15 protein-coding genes, 3 tRNA genes and 1 pseudogene are annotated in these 17,867 nt (G+C 62.3%); 18 read left to right on the top strand and 1 reads right to left on the bottom strand.

All coding sequences use genetic code 11. The annotated features are described in order from the left end of the window. Positions 1-55: 55 nt before the first annotated feature. The 18 genes and pseudogenes from CD175_RS15905 (at position 56) to CD175_RS15820 (ending at position 17,536) form a co-directional block, all read left to right on the top strand. Complete coding sequence (locus tag CD175_RS15905; RefSeq protein WP_104449637.1) at positions 56-1,267, top strand: O-succinylhomoserine sulfhydrylase; 1,212 nt, start codon at positions 56-58, stop codon at positions 1,265-1,267. Next, complete coding sequence (locus CD175_RS15900; protein WP_104449636.1) at positions 1,264-2,040, top strand: SDR family oxidoreductase; 777 nt, start codon at positions 1,264-1,266, stop codon at positions 2,038-2,040. Before CD175_RS15905 ends, CD175_RS15900 begins: the two co-directional genes overlap by 4 nt. Before the next feature lie 233 nt (positions 2,041-2,273). Continuing rightward, a tRNA-Val gene (locus CD175_RS15895) sits at positions 2,274-2,349 on the top strand. Between the two features lie 53 nt (positions 2,350-2,402). Beyond that, positions 2,403-2,479: transfer RNA gene (locus CD175_RS15890), tRNA-Asp, on the top strand. Between the two features lie 93 nt (positions 2,480-2,572). Continuing rightward, positions 2,573-2,649: transfer RNA gene (locus CD175_RS15885), tRNA-Asp, on the top strand. 379 nt (positions 2,650-3,028) lie between these two features. Continuing rightward, complete coding sequence (locus tag CD175_RS15880) at positions 3,029-3,538, top strand: sigma-70 family RNA polymerase sigma factor (RefSeq protein WP_104449635.1); 510 nt, start codon at positions 3,029-3,031, stop codon at positions 3,536-3,538. Further along, positions 3,535-4,485, top strand: coding sequence for a FecR domain-containing protein (locus CD175_RS15875; protein ID WP_104449634.1), 951 nt, complete (start codon positions 3,535-3,537; stop codon positions 4,483-4,485). The genes CD175_RS15880 and CD175_RS15875 overlap by 4 nt, the downstream gene beginning before the upstream one ends. Before the next feature lie 67 nt (positions 4,486-4,552). Next, the gene (locus CD175_RS15870; protein ID WP_104449633.1) at positions 4,553-6,976 is read left to right on the top strand and encodes a TonB-dependent receptor; all 2,424 of its coding nucleotides are present in this window, start codon (positions 4,553-4,555) and stop codon (positions 6,974-6,976) included. Between the two features lie 78 nt (positions 6,977-7,054). Further along, positions 7,055-7,996, top strand: a complete 942-nt coding sequence (locus tag CD175_RS15865; RefSeq protein WP_104449632.1) for an ABC transporter substrate-binding protein — start codon at positions 7,055-7,057, stop codon at positions 7,994-7,996. Continuing rightward, positions 7,996-8,985 (top strand): FecCD family ABC transporter permease, encoded by a 990-nt coding sequence (locus tag CD175_RS15860; protein WP_104449631.1) that lies wholly within the window; start codon positions 7,996-7,998, stop codon positions 8,983-8,985. Before CD175_RS15865 ends, CD175_RS15860 begins: the two co-directional genes overlap by 1 nt. After that, the gene (locus tag CD175_RS15855; protein ID WP_104449630.1) at positions 8,978-10,009 is read left to right on the top strand and encodes a FecCD family ABC transporter permease; all 1,032 of its coding nucleotides are present in this window, start codon (positions 8,978-8,980) and stop codon (positions 10,007-10,009) included. Before CD175_RS15860 ends, CD175_RS15855 begins: the two co-directional genes overlap by 8 nt. Positions 10,010-10,021: 12 nt before the next feature. Beyond that, complete coding sequence (locus tag CD175_RS15850) at positions 10,022-10,813, top strand: ABC transporter ATP-binding protein (protein ID WP_104449629.1); 792 nt, start codon at positions 10,022-10,024, stop codon at positions 10,811-10,813. After that, entirely contained in the window at positions 10,810-11,592 is a 783-nt protein-coding gene (locus CD175_RS15845) for an IucA/IucC family C-terminal-domain containing protein (RefSeq protein WP_104449628.1), read from the top strand. The genes CD175_RS15850 and CD175_RS15845 overlap by 4 nt, the downstream gene beginning before the upstream one ends. After that, a pseudogene (locus tag CD175_RS15840) lies at positions 11,589-11,782 on the top strand (LysR family transcriptional regulator); the annotation flags it as partial. The gene CD175_RS15845 and the pseudogene CD175_RS15840, both read left to right, overlap by 4 nt. 176 nt (positions 11,783-11,958) lie before the next feature. After that, a complete protein-coding gene (locus CD175_RS15835; protein WP_104449627.1) occupies positions 11,959-14,790 on the top strand; it encodes a xanthine dehydrogenase family protein molybdopterin-binding subunit in 2,832 nt (943 codons plus the stop codon). Continuing rightward, positions 14,783-15,322 (top strand): (2Fe-2S)-binding protein, encoded by a 540-nt coding sequence (locus tag CD175_RS15830; RefSeq protein ID WP_007982256.1) that lies wholly within the window; start codon positions 14,783-14,785, stop codon positions 15,320-15,322. Before CD175_RS15835 ends, CD175_RS15830 begins: the two co-directional genes overlap by 8 nt. A 2-nt stretch (positions 15,323-15,324) precedes the next feature. Further along, positions 15,325-16,563, top strand: a complete 1,239-nt coding sequence (locus CD175_RS15825) for a c-type cytochrome (protein ID WP_104449626.1) — start codon at positions 15,325-15,327, stop codon at positions 16,561-16,563. A 1-nt stretch (position 16,564) separates the two neighbouring features. Then, on the top strand, positions 16,565-17,536 hold the full coding sequence (locus CD175_RS15820) for an XdhC family protein (protein ID WP_104449625.1): 972 nt from the start codon (positions 16,565-16,567) through the stop codon (positions 17,534-17,536). Positions 17,537-17,627: 91 nt separating this feature from the next. Here CD175_RS15820 and CD175_RS15815 read toward each other — a convergent pair whose 3' ends face one another. Beyond that, positions 17,628-17,807: a hypothetical protein gene (locus CD175_RS15815; RefSeq protein ID WP_420849113.1), complete on the bottom strand. Its 180-nt coding sequence runs from the start codon at positions 17,805-17,807 to the stop codon at positions 17,628-17,630. Between the last annotated feature and the right edge of the window lie 60 nt (positions 17,808-17,867).

Raw genomic sequence — 17,867 nt, 5'->3', positions numbered from 1 at the left:
GGGCCGGTTTTGTATCCGGCTTTTAATTGACGAGAATAGGGAAAGGAGTGACAGCATGAGTCAGGATTGGGATGCCGGTCGGCTGGACAGCGACCTCGAAGGCGTAGCGTTCGATACCCTGGCCGTACGTGCCGGACAGCACCGTACGCCGGAAGGCGAGCACGGTGATCCGATGTTCTTCACTTCCAGCTATGTATTCCGCACCGCTGCCGACGCAGCCGCGCGTTTTGCCGGGGAAGTACCAGGTAACGTTTACTCGCGCTACACCAACCCGACCGTACGCGCCTTCGAAGAGCGCATCGCCGCTCTGGAAAGCGCCGAGCAAGCCGTGGCCACCGCCACTGGCATGGCTGCGATCATGGCCGTGGTGATGAGCCTGTGCAGCGCCGGCGATCACGTATTGGTGTCGCGCAGCGTGTTCGGCTCGACCATCAGCCTGTTCGAAAAGTACTTCAAGCGTTTCGGCATCGAAGTCGATTACGTTGCCCTGGCGGATTTGTCCGGCTGGGACGCGGCGATCAAGCCCAACACCAAGCTGCTGTTCGTCGAGTCGCCGTCCAACCCGCTGGCCGAGTTGGTCGACATTGCCGAACTGGCGAAAATCGCCCACACCAAGGGCGCGATGCTGGTGGTCGACAACTGCTTCTGCACCCCGGCCTTGCAGCAGCCGCTGAAAATGGGCGCGGACATCGTCGTGCACTCGGCCACCAAGTTCATCGATGGCCAGGGCCGTTGCATGGGCGGCGTGGTCGCCGGTCGCAGCGAGCAGATGAAAGAAGTGGTTGGCTTCCTGCGTACCGCCGGGCCGACCCTGAGCCCGTTCAACGCCTGGATCTTCCTCAAGGGCCTGGAGACTTTGAACCTGCGGATGAAGGCCCATTGCGCCAACGCCCAGCAACTGGCCGAGTGGCTGGAACAACAGGAAGGCATCGAGAAAGTCCATTACGCCGGCCTCAAGAGCCATCCGCAGCACGAGCTGGCGCTGCGCCAGCAGAAGGGTTTCGGTGCGGTCGTCAGTTTTGAGGTGAAGGGTGGCAAAGAGGGCGCCTGGCGCTTTATCGATGCCACGCGCCTGATTTCGATCACCGCCAACCTGGGCGACAGCAAAACCACCATCACGCATCCGAGCACCACGTCCCATGGTCGTCTGGCGCCGCAAGAGCGTGAAGCGGCGGGCATTCGTGACAGTCTGATCCGCGTTGCGGTCGGTCTGGAAGACGTGGCGGACCTGCAAGCCGATCTGGCGCGCGGCCTGGCTGCGTTGTGATCGAGTTGTCTGCGCCCAACACGGGCTCCAATGGCCGCGTAGCACTGGTGACCGGTGCTGCGCGGGGCATTGGCCTGGGGATTTCGGCCTGGCTGATCAGCGAAGGCTGGCAAGTCGTGCTGACGGATCTGGACAGGGAGCGCGGGTCGAAAGTGGCGAAAGTACTGGGCGACAACGCCTGGTTCATCGCCATGGATGTCGCCAACGAGGGGCAAGTCGCGCTGGGCGTGGCCGAGGTGCTCGGCCAGTTCGGGCGCCTGGATGCGCTGGTCTGCAATGCGGCGGTGGCCGATCCGCACAACATTACCCTGGAGAGCCTCGATCTGGCTCACTGGAATCGGGTGTTGGCGGTGAACCTCAGTGGGCCGATGCTGCTGGCCAAGCACTGTGCGCCGTACCTGCGCGCTCACAGCGGCGCCATCGTCAATCTGGCCTCGACCCGCGCCGCGCAGTCGGAGCCCGACACAGAGGCCTATGCGGCGAGCAAGGGCGGCTTGTTGGCCCTGACTCACGCATTGGCCATCAGTCTTGGGCCAGAGATCCGGGTCAACGCGGTCAGCCCTGGCTGGATCGATGCGCGCGACCCTTCGGTGCGGCGTGCGGAACCCTTGACCGAGGCCGATCATGCCCAGCATCCGGCGGGCAGGGTGGGGACGGTCGAGGATGTGGCGGCGATGGTGGCCTGGCTGCTGTCGAGGAATGCCGGTTTTGTCACCGGCCAGGAATTCGTGGTCGATGGCGGCATGACCAAGAAGATGATTTACAGCGAGTGATATTGGCGTTGAATGTATCGCCCTCATCGCGAGCAGGCTCGCTCCTACAATAGAAAGCATGTTCTCTGAAGAAACGCGATCCACTGTAGGAGCGAGCCTGCTCGCGATGGCGGACTGATGGTTGCCGACACTGGCCGGAATGAAATGATTTTGTCTTTTTCAGAAAAACTTCAATCCTGCTATTGACTTAGGTTCGCTACCTGCGTAAATTTCGCGGCCTCGGAGATGCAAACGGGTGATTAGCTCAGCTGGGAGAGCGTCTGCCTTACAAGCAGAATGTCGGCGGTTCGATCCCGTCATCACCCACCACTCCCGAGATACTTGCGAAAGCAAGAGGTAGGCTGAAATGCCTCCACCGACGCGCAGCGGTAGTTCAGTCGGTTAGAATACCGGCCTGTCACGCCGGGGGTCGCGGGTTCGAGTCCCGTCCGCTGCGCCATATTTTCCGAATCAGGCATGCTCTGATTCGAGATTGAAAAGCTACTGAGTTTTCAATCAGACGAGTTACTTGAGCATCTGCTCAAAGCGATACGCAGCGGTAGTTCAGTCGGTTAGAATACCGGCCTGTCACGCCGGGGGTCGCGGGTTCGAGTCCCGTCCGCTGCGCCATATCTGCCCCGAGGCCCACTGAACGCCTTGGAGCTACGAAGAAACCACTGGTTACTTCGAGTCGATAGCAAAGACCCTGGTCGAAAGACCGGGGTTTTTTGTGTCTGCGATTTGGCTTTTTCTCCTGCCTCGAGACCCTCAGGGTTTCGCATCTGTCGGCCTGGCGCAGATGCCCGGTTAATTCCGATGACTCTCGAAAATCCCCCTCAATAACCCTCAGCCCTGCTAAACCGGCGCCTGCGCGGCCGAAATGCCTGCCTGTCATTAAATAATTCAAGCATTTACCGGGTGCAATTCGCACAAAGGACTTGGATTGCCTGCGCAACACTAATTAGAATGAGTCGCATTTAAATTATTTCTTCGCCCAGGGTTCCTTCAGATGAGTGATGCCGCGATGCCGCCGGAGCAAGCCTTCCACGACCTGTACCGCGACCATCGGGGCTGGCTCGAAGGCTGGTTGAGGCGACGCATGAGCAATGGCAGCGATGCGGCGGACCTGAGTCAGGATACCTTCGTTCGTGTACTGGCCAGCTCTCAGCGCATCGCCGACTTGCAAGAGCCTCGCGCCTACCTGGCGACCGTCGGCAAACGACTGCTGAGCAACTTCTACAAGCGTCGTAGCCTGGAGCAAGCCTATCTCGATGCATTGGCGTTGCCGCCCGAGGACTGTGTGCCGTCCCCGGAGCAACGCTGGATCCTGCTGGAAACCCTGCAGGCCCTGGACGAATTGCTCGATGGATTGCCGGGCCCGGTACGCCGCGCGTTTCTCTTGAGTCAGCTCGAAGGCCTGGGCTATCAGGAGATTGCCGAGCGCCTGCAAGTCTCGGAACGCACGATCAAGCGCTACATGGCTCAAGCCTACGAGCATTGCCTGCTGGTGGACATGTGAACGGTTCGGCACCTTCGGCCCAGACCCGACAAGTCGTGCGGGCCGCCGCGCAGTGGCTGGCCCTCATGGAATCCGGCTGTGCCAATGAGCGGGACCGGGAGCAGTTGCAGAGCTGGCGCGACAGCCATTCCAGCCATGAGCAGGCCTGGCAGAAAGCGCAGTGCTTGCGTCAACGCTTTGCCGACCTGCCATCGGGCCTGGCCATGGCCAGTCTGGACCGGCCGCAAGCCAGTCGACGCACGGTGCTCAAGCGCGCGGTCGGTGCAGTGGCGTTGCTGCCGACCGCCTGGTTGATCAGTCGGCAGTTGCCTCTGGATGCCTGGGGTGCCGACCTGCGCACCGCCACCGGGGAAAGCAAAAAAGTCCGGTTGGCCGATGGCAGTGCTGTGCAACTGAACACGGCCAGCGCCGTCGATATCGATCTGAAGAGCCGGCGCCTGACACTGGTGGAAGGCGAAATGGCGCTGAACGTGCCCGGGACTTCGCCGCTGACGATCCTCACGCGCTTCGGGCAAGTGACCGTCAGTCAGAGTGAAGTGTGTGTGCGTCAGGGGCCGACGGGCTGCAAGGTGTCAGTGCTTCGAGGCACGGTGCAGTTGCAGCCTCTGCACGGGCCGGTCTTTTCGTTGCGCGGCGGCCAGCAAGTCAGCCTGCAAGCGGCGGGTGCCGGCGCTGTGGAGCCATTCGACGTGCTGGCCCCTGGCTGGCGTGACGGAGTGCTGATGGCGCAGAACCAACCCTTGGGGGATTTCCTGCGCGAACTCAGCACCTATCGTCCGGGCGTGTTGCGCTGGGAGCCGGAGCTGGAATCGCTGCGCATCACCGGTAGTTTTCGCCTGGAAGACACCGATCGCATCCTCGCGCTTCTGGCGGTCAGCCTGCCGCTGGAGGTGCATTCGCGTACGCGTTATTGGGTAACGCTGGTGCCGCGCAAAAATAGTGTTTAACGCGTGTCCCCTTTTTTCGCGACGCTTGTCATTCAAGGCAAGTGAAACGAAATCAGAGAGATTCTCAATGCCCGCAGTGATGCCTTGCAGTACGCGTCTGGCTCCATCCCGGTTGCGCCCCTTGATGCACTTGAGTCTGTTGTTGAGCCTGAGTGCCTGTCCGTTGTTCATCACTGCCGGTTGGGCCGAAGACGCGCCACGGCGCAGCTATCAGGTGCCAGCCGGTAGCCTCGGCGCGGCGCTGACCCGTTTCGCCGGGTTGGCCGGGGTCAATCTGTCCGTGGACCCGGCACTGGTGAGTGGGCGCACCAGCCCTGGCCTTTCCGGCGACTTCGCGGTGGAAGAGGGCTTTGCCCAGCTGCTGCAGGGTTCCGGTCTGCAACTGCAACCGGTGGGCGAACAGGCGTACATGCTGACCCCGGCGCCAACAGGCAGCACCCTGCAATTGGGTGCTACCTCTATTTACGCGACGGCGGACACAGCACACGGTGATCCGTATGTCGGCGGGCAGGTCGCACGCCGTGGGTCGCAAGGCTTGCTGGGCTCGAAAGACTTCATGGAGACGCCGTTCAGCGAGACCACCTACACCAGTGAGTTGGTGAAAAACCTGCAGGCTCGTACCTTGGGCGACCTCGTTGCCAGCGATCCCTCGGTTCGCGCCACCAACCCGGCGGGTGGGCGGTATGAGCAGTTCACCATTCGCGGAATGAGCCTGTTCAACAGTGATGTCTCCTACAACGGTCTCTACGGCATCCTGCCGACGTACACCATCGACATGGAAATGGCCGACCGCGTCGACATCCTCAAAGGCCCGAGTCAGTTGATCAATGGCATCTCGCCGCGGGGCAGCGTGGGCGGCGGGATCAACGTGGTGCCCAAGCGCGCCACCGACGTGCCCGTTACCTCGTTTACCGGCAACTACGCTTCCGACAGCCAGGTCGGCGGTGCGGTAGATATCGGTCGGCGCTTTGGTGAGGGGGACATGTTCGGTGTTCGTTTCAACGGCGTGAAGCAGTCCGGCGACACCGAATGGGATCACCAGAGTGTTGACCGTGAGATGGCTGTGCTGGGCCTGGATTTTCGCGGTGAGCGACTGCGGCTCTCGACGGACATCGGACATAACGAGCGTGACACCGACGCCCCGCAGGAGCGTGTGCAGGTCGGCGCCAAAGCTCAGGTTCCGCACGCCAGCGATGTTCGCCACAACTATGCGCAGCCATGGAGCAAGGCGCGGACCAAGGACACCTTCGGTACGGTGACCGGCGAGTACGATGTCAGCGACTCCGTCATGGTGTACGCCGGTGCGGGTGCGCGTAAAAGTAATCACGACTTCCTTCGGCACGCCGTAGCGGTCACCAACAACGCGGGCGATTTCAGCGTTCAGCCACGTGACTTCACCCGTGACGAAAATGTCCGGACAGCCAACGCCGGGGTCCGCAACTGGTTCCATACCGGTCCGGTGAGCCATGAAATCAACCTGGCTGCCAGCTACTTCTACATGGACTTCGAAAACGGTGGCGCCCGTTATGCCGCCGCCCCGAGCAATATTTACAACCCCGTGGAAACACCTACACCCAGCACGCCCACGCGACTCGATTCGAAGGTGTATACCGAGAACCGTTCCAGCAGCGTGGCGTTGTCCGACACATTGGGTTTCCTCGATGACCGGGTGCTGTTGACCGTCGGCGCCCGCTGGCAGCGAGTGCAGGTTGACGACTGGACGGATAATGTCAAAGGCGACACGGGCTACGATGAAGAAAAGGTTTCGCCCTCGGGCGGCATCCTGTTCAAGGCCACCGACAAGCTTTCGTTGTATGCCAACTACATGGAAGGCCTGAGCCAGGGCAAGATCGCGCCGTCGACCTCGGTGAACGAGGACGAGATCTTCCCGCCGTTCATCAGTCGGCAGGTCGAGGTCGGTGCCAAATATGATGCGGGTGCGTTCGCCATTACCACAGCGGTGTTCCGGATCAAGCAGCCGGCCTATGAAACCAACGCCACGACGCGGGTTTTCGGCCCGAATGGCAAACGCGAAAACAACGGTGTGGAAGTCAGTGTGTTCGGTGAGCCGCTCAACGGTTTCCGCCTGCTTGGCGGCGTCATGTACATCGACAGCGAGTTGACCGGCACCACCAACGGCACCTTTGACGGCAACCGCGCGCCCGCCACGCCGGAATACAACGTCAGCCTGGGGGCCGAGTGGGACGTGCCGAATGTACAAGGCCTGACCCTCACCAGCCGTGGCATCTATTCCAGCTCGCAGTATCTGGACCAGTCCAATAACAAGGAAATCGATGCCTGGACGCGTGTCGACGTGGGCGCGCGCTACGCCTTCAAGGTTGAAGAAAAGAACATCACCCTGCGCGCCAATATCGAGAACGTGGCCGACAAGCGCTACTGGAGTTCGGCCGGTGCCTCGGATGACAGCGAGCCTGGATTGACGCTCGCGACTCCACGAACCTACCTGCTGTCGGCGACCGTCGACTTCTGAATCGATTCAACCGTGGATTGCGCCACAGGGAAGGGCGCTACCCAGTTGTGTCATGAATCGATTGCAGAGGACGAAAGCATGCCCGGCCTGACTGACCCGCCCAAGAAAGAACAGCCCAATACGCCTTCCAGGCGCACGCTGCTGCGCCTGTCCCTGGGCCTGCTTGCGCTCAGGTTTACCCCGTCGACGTGGGCCCGGGCCGACGCCGCGCCGCTGCGGGTGATCACCCTGTTTCAGGGGGCCACGGACAGTGCCGTGGCGCTGGGCATCACACCTTGCGGCATCGTCGATTCCTGGAGCGAAAAGCCCACCTATCGCTATCTGCGTTCGGCGCTGGAGGCGGTGCCCCATGTCGGGCTGGAAACCCAGCCCAGCCTTGAGGACATCGCGCTGCTCAAGCCGGACGTGATCATCGCCTCGCGCTTTCGCCATGAACGCATCGCGCCGTTGCTCAAGCAGATCGCCCCGGTGGTGATACTGGAAGAAGTGTTCGAGTTCAAAAAGACCCTGGCGTTGATGGGCCTGGCCTTGCACCGCCAGCAGCGCGCCGAGGAGGTGTTGGCCCGCTGGCAGTGGCGCACGGCACAACTGCGCGAGCAACTGCAGCAGAAATTTGCCGAGCGCTGGCCGCCGACGGTGTCGATTCTGGATGTCCGCGAGGACCATATCCGCAGTTATCTGCCGGCCAGTTTTCCAGGTTCGGTGATCACCGAGCTGGGGTTTGGCTGGAGTGAGGCCAGTCGGGCGGCGAGCGGGGTATCGATCAAACTCACCAGCAAGGAGAGTCTGGCGGTGGTCAATGCCGACATTTTCATTGTCTTCTTGCGCGCGGAGAAACCGGCAGTGCAGCGAAACTATGAAAGCCTGGTGCAGCATCCGCTGTGGCAGCAAATGCGTGCGCCGCAACAGGGGCAGGTGTGGCGGGTCGACGGAGTGGCCTGGAGCCTGTCGGGCGGGATGCTCGGGGCGAACCTGATGCTCGATGACGTCGTGCGGCTGGTCACGGCGGACGTGTCCTGATGAGCAATGGTTTGAAATTGTGCTGTGCCGCCGTCGTGTTGCTGCTCAGCGGCGTGCTGAGCCTGGCGGTCGGAGCCACCTGGATTCCGCTGTCGCACATTGCCGCCGCGTTCGTGCATCCCGATCCGCTGAGCGTCAGCCATGTGCTGGTGACCACCACGCGCCTGTCGCGCACCTTGATGGCGATGGCCGTGGGCGCGAGCCTGGCCGTGGCGGGGGCCTTGATGCAGGCGCTGACGCGCAATCCGCTGGCGTCCCCCGGGTTGTTCGGGATCAACGCCGGCGCGACTTTTTTTATCATCCTGTGCTCCTCGCTGTTTTCCCTGTCATCCCCGGATGCCTGGCTGTGGTGCGCGTTCATCGGCGCGGCCGTGGCCGGCAGCCTGGTGTGGCTGATCGGCAACATGGGGCAGGGCAGTCTCAGCCCGCTGCGCATTGTGCTGGCGGGTGCGGCGATGGCTGCTTTGTTCTCCGCGTTCAGCCAGGCGTTGCTGGTGGTCAACCAGGATGGACTGGACACGGTGCTGTTCTGGCTGGCGGGCTCGTTGACCGAGCGCAGCCTGTCGGTCGCCGCGCCACTGCTGATCTGTGGCGTACTCGGGTTGTTCGGCGCGATGTTGCTGGCGGGGCAGGTCAACGTGCTTGACGCAGGCGAGGAGATCGCCACCGGCCTGGGTCAGCGCACCGGTTTGATCCGGCTGCTGATGAGCGTGCTGGTGGTCTGTCTGGCGGGCAGTGCCGTGGCATTGGCCGGCAGCATCGGGTTTATCGGCCTGCTGGTGCCGCACATGGTGCGCAAGGGCCTGTCCATCGATCATCGCTGGTTGCTGCCGGGCTGTGCGCTGCTCGGCGCGATTGTCCTGCTGCTGGCCGATACCTTGTCGCGGGTGTTGATCCTGCCGCAGGAGGTCCCGGTGGGCGTGATGACGGCATTGTTCGGCGCACCCTTCTTCATTCTGCTGGCCCGGCGTGGAGGTCGTTATGGATAAGGTCCTGACCTGGCGCCGCAGCGGCTTTTCCCGGCGGATCAATGTCGCCACGTTGTGGCGGTTGCTGGCGGCGTTGATGGTGACGGCGCTGATCATGCTCGGTTCACTGTCGCTGGGCAAAGTCATGCTGTCGCCGTTGGAGGTGCTGCGGATTGTGCTGTCGAGCCAGGACGCCAGCCTGACGTTCATCGTCGAGCAATTGCGCTTGCCGCGCATGCTCCTGGCGGCGTTGGTCGGGGCGGCATTGTCGGTGTCGGGGCTGATTCTGCAAAGCATCATCCGCAACCCGCTGGCGTCCCCTGATCTGCTGGGTATCACCAGCGGCGCCAGTGCGGCGGCCGTGCTGTATCTGGCGTTTTTCTCCCTGGCGCTGGGCCAACAGTATCTGCCGCTGGCGGCGATGCTCGGCGCGGGGCTGGCGGCATTGGCGATCTATCTGCTGGCCTGGAAACAGGGAGCCTCACCGCTGCGCCTGGTGTTGATCGGGGTCGGCATCAGCGCGATGTTGACCGCCGCGACCACCTTCATCCTGGTCTTCAGTCCGCTGACCACGACCCTGTCGGCTTATGTCTGGCTGACCGGCAGCGTGTACGGCGCCAGTTGGCCGGAACCGCTGGCGCTGGGGCGCTGGTTGTTGGGTATCTGCCCGCTGCTGGTGCTGCTGGCCCGGCAGGTGAGGGTGCAACAACTGGATGACACTCTGGCCCAGGGCATCGGCGTTCGGGTGCAGTGGCTGCGTGCCGGTTTGTTGCTGGTGAGCGTGGCATTGGCCGGTGCAGCGATTGCCTGGGGCGGGGCGATTGCGTTTGTCGGGCTGATTGCGCCGCACATTGCCAAGCGTCTGGTCGCCCCGGGTTTTGGTGGTCAGGCGGTGATGGCCGCGTTGGTCGGGGCGAACCTCGTGGTGCTGGCCGACCTCGCCGGGCGTGTCCTGTTTTTGCCGCTGGATCTGCCGGCCGGGATTTTTGTCGCCGTGCTGGGCACACCCTTTTTTCTCTATTTGTTGATTAAACAGCGTCATTAAGGAATTCAACGCATGACGTCGATTGCAAGTCGCGGCCTGACCCTGAGTTACCAGCGCCAGGTCATTATTGACGCGCTGGACATGCAGCTGCCCCAGGGCAAGATTTCGGTACTGATCGGCAGCAACGGCTGCGGCAAAAGCACCTTGCTCAAGTCCTTCGCCCGACTGCTGAAACCGCGGCAGGGCTCGGTGATCCTCAACGGTATGGACATCCAGCAAAAGTCCACGGCCGCCGTGGCCAGGGAGTTGGCCATTTTGCCTCAGACTCCCAGTGCGCCGGAGGGCATCACGGTGCGGCAGTTGGTGGCGCTGGGGCGTTATCCGTATCAGAGCTGGATGCAGCAGTGGTCGGCTGAAGATGAGGCCATGGTCAACCGCGCGTTGACGCAAACCAGCCTGCAGGCCCTGGCGGACCGACCGGTGGACGCGTTGTCCGGCGGGCAGCGCCAGCGCGCGTGGATCGCCATGACCCTGGCCCAGGACACAGGCATCGTGCTGCTCGACGAACCCACCACGTTTCTCGACCTGGCGCACCAGATCGAAGTGCTGGACTTGCTGCGCGACCTTAACCGGCTCGAAAACAAGACCATCATCATGGTGCTGCACGACCTCAACCTGGCCTGTCGTTACGCCGACCACATGGTTGCGGTGCACAACCGGACGGCCTTTGCCCAGGGACGGCCCGACGAGGTGTTGACCGAACCCTTGGTCAAAACCGTATTCGACCTCAATTGCCGGATCATTGCCGATCCGTTCTTCGGCACGCCGCTGTGCATTCCGTTTGGCCGGGAATTGCCGCAATGAGTCTGGCACGTCATTTCACCGCGTCGCAGTGGACGGTGTTGTCCGGCGGCTTGCGGCTCAAGAACAGCGACGAGCGCGACCCGTTGCGCTCGCTGATGGCCCGGGACTTGTTGCAGGAGGACGTGTGTGAGCAACTGCTGGACACCCTGGGCCCGGTGATTGGCTCGCCGACCCGGGCGATCACCGCCTCACTGCTGGGCAAACGCTTGTCGTTTCTGGCGACCGGCGCCTGTTTGTATGCGCTGTCGGTGTATGACAAGGGGCTGTTGTTGACGCTCGACAACACGCTGATTGAATACGGCCACGATGATGGGCAGTGGACGTCTTCGATGCCACTGAATCACGGTCTGCCGCTGACCTATGGGGCCAATGAACGCGAGGCCTGGCGGGAGGCCCTGGTGCGGGGACTGTTCGCGGGACTGCTGCAACCGTTGTGGCAAACCTTCAACCGTGTCACTGGTGTCTCCCGGCGCATCCTCTGGGAAAACACGGCCGTGCGCGTTTACTCGCTGTATGAAAAACGCATGGTGAAAATCGACGACCCGTCAGTGCGCAAGCGCTGTGAAGCGGATTTCCATTGGCTGCTGACACAAGCCGAGCCTGCGTTGTTCGGTCTCGATTACAACCCGCTGAGCCATTTTCGTCGACCGCCGACGCTGGTGGACGACGGGCAGCGCAGCATTCGCTTTCGCCGAACCTGTTGCTTCTATTACCTGGCCACCGACCCCGCTGAATACTGTTCGACCTGCCCATTGCTACGTCCGGGGAAATGCCGCTGACCGACGCGATCAGGGTCCTGTCGGAAACCGCATTGCACGACTATCTTGAAATGGGACTGGTGGTGGCGTTGCCGGTGGAACTGGATGTGCAGATGGCGCCATTCGGGTTGTTGTTGCGCAAGGGCGAGCACATCAGCCGGGAGTGGGGTTGTTCATCGAACTGCTGCGTCGAAAAGTCGCGGTTTTTTGATTCCTTGGTCAGTTTTTAGTTTTCCGCGAAGGCATAAGCCTATAAACTTAACCTTTCGGTCAGCTTTGCACTGTCAACAACAGCCCTTTGCATCGTCGAAGAGGGCTTCTGCAAGACTCGAGATTTCCAGTACATAACCAGAAGGGCGGACCCCATAACCGCCCAGAGGATGATCCATGTCCAACCGTGATATATCCCGGCGCTCGTTCCTTCAGGGCGGGCTGGTAGCGGGTGTGAGCGTGACGCTCACGCCGTTGAGCAGCCAGGCGCTGGCCGCCTTGATGGAAAACAGCGTGACCGTGCCGTCCGAGCAGTGGCTCGGCAACAATGGCAAGGCGCGCGCCCGTAACGATGCCTTGTCCAAGGTCTGCGGCAGCAAGGTCTTTGCCCGCGACATCCGTGCCAAGGACATGCCGGGCTGGCCGCAGCAACAAGGCCACGCCATGCTGCTGAAAACCATCAAGGCCGACCACATCTTCGCCGGCATCGACCTGTCGTGGCTGGGTGCCGAGTTGCAGCCGGACCGCATCGTCACCGCCGAAGACCTGGTCAAGGACGGTATCGTGTTCCCTGAGGAGCACGCGCCGGATCCGCTGTTGCCGGCCGGCAAGGTGCCGATGTTCATCGGGCACCCGGTGGCGATCCTGATCTGGAACGACTTCGAGCGCTTCCGTCAGGCCAAGAACCAACTCAAATTCAATGACAAGGCCATCCGCTACGGCGATAAAGTGCCGTTCTACGAAGGCGATCCATACGGCAGCTTCCGCTACGTGCGCGTCGGCGGTGCGACCTCGGCGGATGAAGACGAGTTCGCCAGCCTCAAGGATTCGATCCTGTTCCCGATGCTGAAAAACCGTCGTCCGGTGTGGAACTCCCAGCCGAACCTGCACGGCAACCTGACCGAGCGCGGGTTGTTCTACGCCGACCGCATGAAGCAGCAGATCGATACGCCGCCGGACAACTGGCTGGTGTTCGACGAGCGCTACAAGACCCCGTCGATCGAACCGGCTGCCCTGGAGCCGGACAACGGCAACGGCTGGTACGACCCGGCCACCAAGACCCTGCATTTCGTCGTCGCTACCCAGTGCCCGCTGGAAGCCGCGACCGAGACCGCGAAGATGATCGCGCCGTCGCGTTTCGGCCTGGCCAACCTGAACATGCACCCGGGTTATACCGTCGGTTATGGCTCGAAAGACCACAACATTTTCGTCTACTACGCAGCGCTGGCCGCGTTGTACGGCGCCGGCGTGCCGGTACGCCTGGCCAACGACCGCTACGAGCAGTTCCAGAGCGGCATCAAGCGTCACCCGTTCGACATTCGCTACCAGTTGGCGGTGGACAAGAACGACCACAGCTTCAAGATCTTCCGCGCTGAAATGAGCGTCGACGGTGGCGGGCGAATCAACTACAGCCCGTCGGTGGCGGCGGTGGGCGCCACGGCCGCGCAATCGATCTATTACATGCCGCAGAACGACCTGCAGGTCACGGCTTACCATTCCCGCGCGGTAGAAGCCGGGTCGATGCGTGGCTACGGCACCCTGCAGAGCATGGCGTCGACCGAAATGATGGTCGACGAAATCGCCGATCGCCTGGGTGTCGATGCCATTGAACTGCGTCGCAAAAATGCGCTGCGCTCGGGCATGAAAAACACCCAGGGCGCGATCCCGGCCGGTGCCCTGCGCCTGCACGAGATTCTCGACAAGGCGGCGGTCCACGAGGTCTGGAAAAACCGCGACGCGATCAAGAAACAACGCGAAGCTGCCGATCCGGACAACTGGTACGGCGTGGGTTTCGCCATCTGCCAGAAAGACTTCGGCACCGGTTCCGAAGCGCCGATGGCCAGCATTGAATTCACCGCCGAAGGTCGCATCAGCCTACGCCACATCGGTATCGAGATCGGCACCGGCATGTCGACCTCGCAGGCCATGGTCGTGGCCGATTTCCTCGGTATCCCGGCACACGAAGTGAAGACCGGTGAAACCGAATGGAAAGAGTTGCAGCTGATCAGCAGCGGCAACCCGTACATCATGAGCCAGGCCGAACAGGATAATGTCCTGCGCAACCCGCGTTGGGTCGGCAAGGTGGCTTCGGCATCGTCGGCCACCAACTCGGCGTACTACTTCAGCCACGCCACCCGTGAAGCGGCGCGCGTGCTGTTCAACCACGGCCTGTGGCCGGCGGCGCTGGAGATCTGGCGCCAAGGCCCTTTCGGTGGTCAGGCCAACCCCTACGTGGTGCGCCGCGAAGACGCCCATTGGGTCGACGGCAAGCTCACCGCCAACGGCATGGAACCCCTGCCGTTCGCCATGCTCGCCAAGCGTGTTCACGAGCGCGGCCTGGTGAGCGGCGCCACGGTGCACGGTTTCAACCGCTGGAGCTGGGCCGAGGCCGAGTTCAGCATCGACGGCGTGCGTGAGCGTCTGCCGCTCGATGGCCTGGCGGTGAAGTACGGCGACGGTGCACCGAATGCGAAGAAGGCGCAGATGAACAGCGCCGGTTTCCATTTGCTGGACCGGCAGAACATCGCCTACCCGGCAACCCAGTTGAACAACGCGGCGGTGACGTACTACAGCCCGGTGGCGACGCTGGTGGAAGTGAAGGTCAACAAGGGTTCGAACGAAGTGTCGGTACTCAACCATCACTCGTGGGTCGAGTGCGGTCGCGTGCTGGTGCCGGAACTGGTCAAGGGCCAGCTCGAAGGCGGCATCGCCATGGGCATCGGCCATGCGCTGATGGAAGAAATGCCGCTGTACGAAGGCGGGCCGGGTGAGGGTGACTGGAACTTCAACCGTTACCGCCTGCCAATGGCGCGGCATGTTGCGGTGTGGAAGCAGACGGCGGAGATCCTGCCGCCACTCTCGCCAAGCGACCCGTCCAAGGGCATCGCCGAAGTGGTGATGATTCCGGTGGTCGGTGCCATCGGCAATGCCGTGGCCCATGCCATCGGTAAACGTGTCCGCGACCTGCCTATCACTTCTGCACGCATCAAGGAGGCCCTCAATGGCTAACCGTCCGCTTCAACTGACCCTCAACGGTCAATCCGTCGGCCCGGTGGACATCCCTGATGACCTGCCGATGATCGACTACCTGCACGAATACAAGAACCTCACCGGTTCGCGCCTGGGCTGCGGCCAGGGCATCTGCCACGCCTGCGTGGTGATCGTCGACAACCCCGACGGCACCAGCGAAGAAGTGCGCACCTGCATCACCGGCGCGCACTATTTCGAAGGCAAGAAAGTGCGGACCATCGAAGGCCATGCAACCCGCGACGAGCAGGGCAAGGTCACCGAGCTGAACCCGATCCAGCAGCGCTTCGTCGACGAATTCGCCTTCCAGTGCAGCTACTGCGCACCGGGCTTCGTCAATGCCGCGACCGTGCTCGTGGAAAAGCTGCAGCGTCAGCCGATCGTCAAAAGCCAGCTGGAAAAAGTCATCGAGGACAGCCTCGGTCATCACATATGCCGTTGCACCGGGTACGTGCGCTACTACAGCGCCACCCGCAACGTGCTGACCGATCTCGGCCTGGTCAAGGAGGGTTAAGCATGAAGTCACTATTGTCCCGCCTGACGCTGGCGGTCGGCCTGGCTGCGCCTGTGTTGCTGGCCCACGCCGATGAGGCGCAGGTCAAGCAAGGCCAATACCTTGCCCGCGCCGCCGATTGCATGGCGTGCCACACCGCGCCGGGTGGCGCGCCCTATGCGGGCGGCCTGCCGATCGTGTCGCCGTTCGGCACGATCTATGGCACCAACATCACCCCGAGCAAAGAGCACGGCATCGGCCTGTACAGCGATGACGAGTTCTTCGCCGCGCTGACCGAAGGCAAGCGCCGCGATGGCGCGAACCTGTATCCGGCGATGCCGTACACCTCGTATCACCTGATGCCGCGCGCCGATTCCGACGCGATTCATGCCTACCTGAAAACCGTCGAGCCGATCGAGCGCGCCGCGCCGGTCACCCGCCTGAGCTTCCCGTTCAACGTGCGCCTGGGCCTGATGGGCTGGAACATGATGTACGGCAAGGATGTGAAGCTGGAGCCGGCTGAAGGCAAAAGCGAAGCCTGGAAGCGCGGCCAGTACATGGTCGACGTGCTCGGTCACTGTGGCGAGTGCCACACCCCACGCGGCCTGCCGGGTGCGATGCAGCAGGACAAGCGCATGACCGGCGGCCTGCTCAACGGTTATCTGGCACCAAGCCTGCTGGCTAACGACCTGGCAGCCCGTGGCTGGAATCATCAGGACCTGAGCTCGTTCCTCAAGCACGGCATGAGCGCCCAGGGCACGATGTTCAACGAGATGTTCCCGGTGTTCCACAACAGCACCCAGGGCCTCAATGATCCGGATCTGGCGGCCATGGCGACTTTCCTGCTCGGCGATCAGCCGCCGGCGGCGAAAGTGCTCACCGAAGTGCCATTGGACAAACTGAGCCCAAGTGCCCAGCGTGGCCGTCAGGAATATTTGAACGTCTGCGCCGGTTGCCATGCGCCGGGCGGCGAGGGCAAGCCGCACATCGCCGTGGCCATGCGTGGCAACACCACGCTGCGCCTGGAAGATCCGCGCAACCTGGTGCGGGTGATCGACGACGGTATCGGTGAGCAGAAGTTCTCCGGGTTCGAGCACATGCAGCCGATGCCGGGCTTCGCCGAGAAGTTGAGCGACGGGCAACTCACGGATCTGCTGAACTTTCTGCGTCAGGGCTGGGGCGGTCAGCCCAATGACCTGGCGGTGAACGACGTGCAGACGTTGCGGGCCGATGCGCCGCCGCTTGAGCACAAGGCGCACTGATATGCAGCATCTCGATCTGCAAGTGGTGCGCCGGGCGCTGGAGTGGTCGACGGCCGGTCAGCGCATCTGGCTGTGTACGGTGCTGGCCACGTACGGCTCGGCGCCGCGTGCACCGGGTTCGCTGCTGGCGGTGAACACTGACGGGCACTGGATTGGCTCGCTGTCCGGTGGTTGTGTCGAGGAGGACTTTCTGGAGCGAGTCGCCGAGGGCGCGTTTATGGAGCCGGTCAACGTCGTTCGTTACGGCGAAGGCGACGACCCACGCTCGCGCGTCAGCCTGCCCTGTGGCGGGGTGCTGGATGTGCTGGTCGAGAAGCTTGAGGCCGATTGCGAGGTGCACGCGCATTTGCGCGAGCTGGAGTCGGCGCTATTGGGTCGACGTCGGTTGATCCGCGAAGTCGATCTGCAAAGCGGTGCGCGCAGCCTGTTCGATGATCGGGAGCAGGGTGTGCGTATCGAGCGTGAAATCGACCGCGTGCGTGTGCGTGTCGGCGCGGCCCAGCGCTTGTTGCTGGCCGGCTATTCCAGTGTGGCTCAGGCTTGTGCGGAGTTTGCCGTGGGCCTGGGTTTCGAGGTGATTCTGTGCGATCCGCGGGACGAAGTGCTGGAAGGCGTCGTGCTGGAAAACGTGGAGATTCACCGGCAACTGCCGTCGGTGTTCATCGCCGACGGCGGCTGCCACAGCGACACGGCGGTGGTGGCGTTGACTCACGATCCGCGTATCGATGACCTGGCGATGATGGAGGCGGTTCGCACCGAGGCGTTCTATATCGGTGTGATGGGCTCCATGCAGACCTCACAGAAGCGCTTCGAGCGCTTGCGGCGCATCGGCGGTCTGGGAGATGTCGAGTTGGGACGGATTCATGCGCCAATCGGGCTGAACCTGGGCAGCAAGACGCCAGCGGAGATTGCCCTGGCGGTGCTGGCGGATATCCTGAGGATTCGCAGCGGTATTGCGCGGGACCGGCTTTAAGATCAAAAGATCGCAGCCTGCGGCAGCTCCTACAGGAGATCATGTTTTCTGTAGGAGCTGCCGCAGGCTGCGATCTTTTTTGTTTTAAAGGTCAGTACCCGAACTTGTCCCGCAATCCGTAATACCACGCACCCAATGCCGCAAACGGCGTACGCAGCATTTGTCCGCCGGGGAACGGGTAGTGGGGCAGGTCGGCAAACGCGTCAAAACGCTCGGCCTGACCGCGCAACGCTTCAGCCAACACCTTGCCCGCCAGGTGCGTGTAGGTCACGCCATGGCCGCTGCAGCCCTGGGAGTAGGAGCTGCCGCAGGCTGCGATCTTTTGTTTTAA

This window comes from Pseudomonas laurylsulfatiphila (genome assembly GCF_002934665.1).
Taxonomy (GTDB): Bacteria; Pseudomonadota; Gammaproteobacteria; order Pseudomonadales; family Pseudomonadaceae; genus Aquipseudomonas; species Aquipseudomonas laurylsulfatiphila.
The sequence above is the reverse complement of the archived record's forward strand: the minus strand, read 5'-3'. Positions and strand labels throughout refer to the sequence as shown.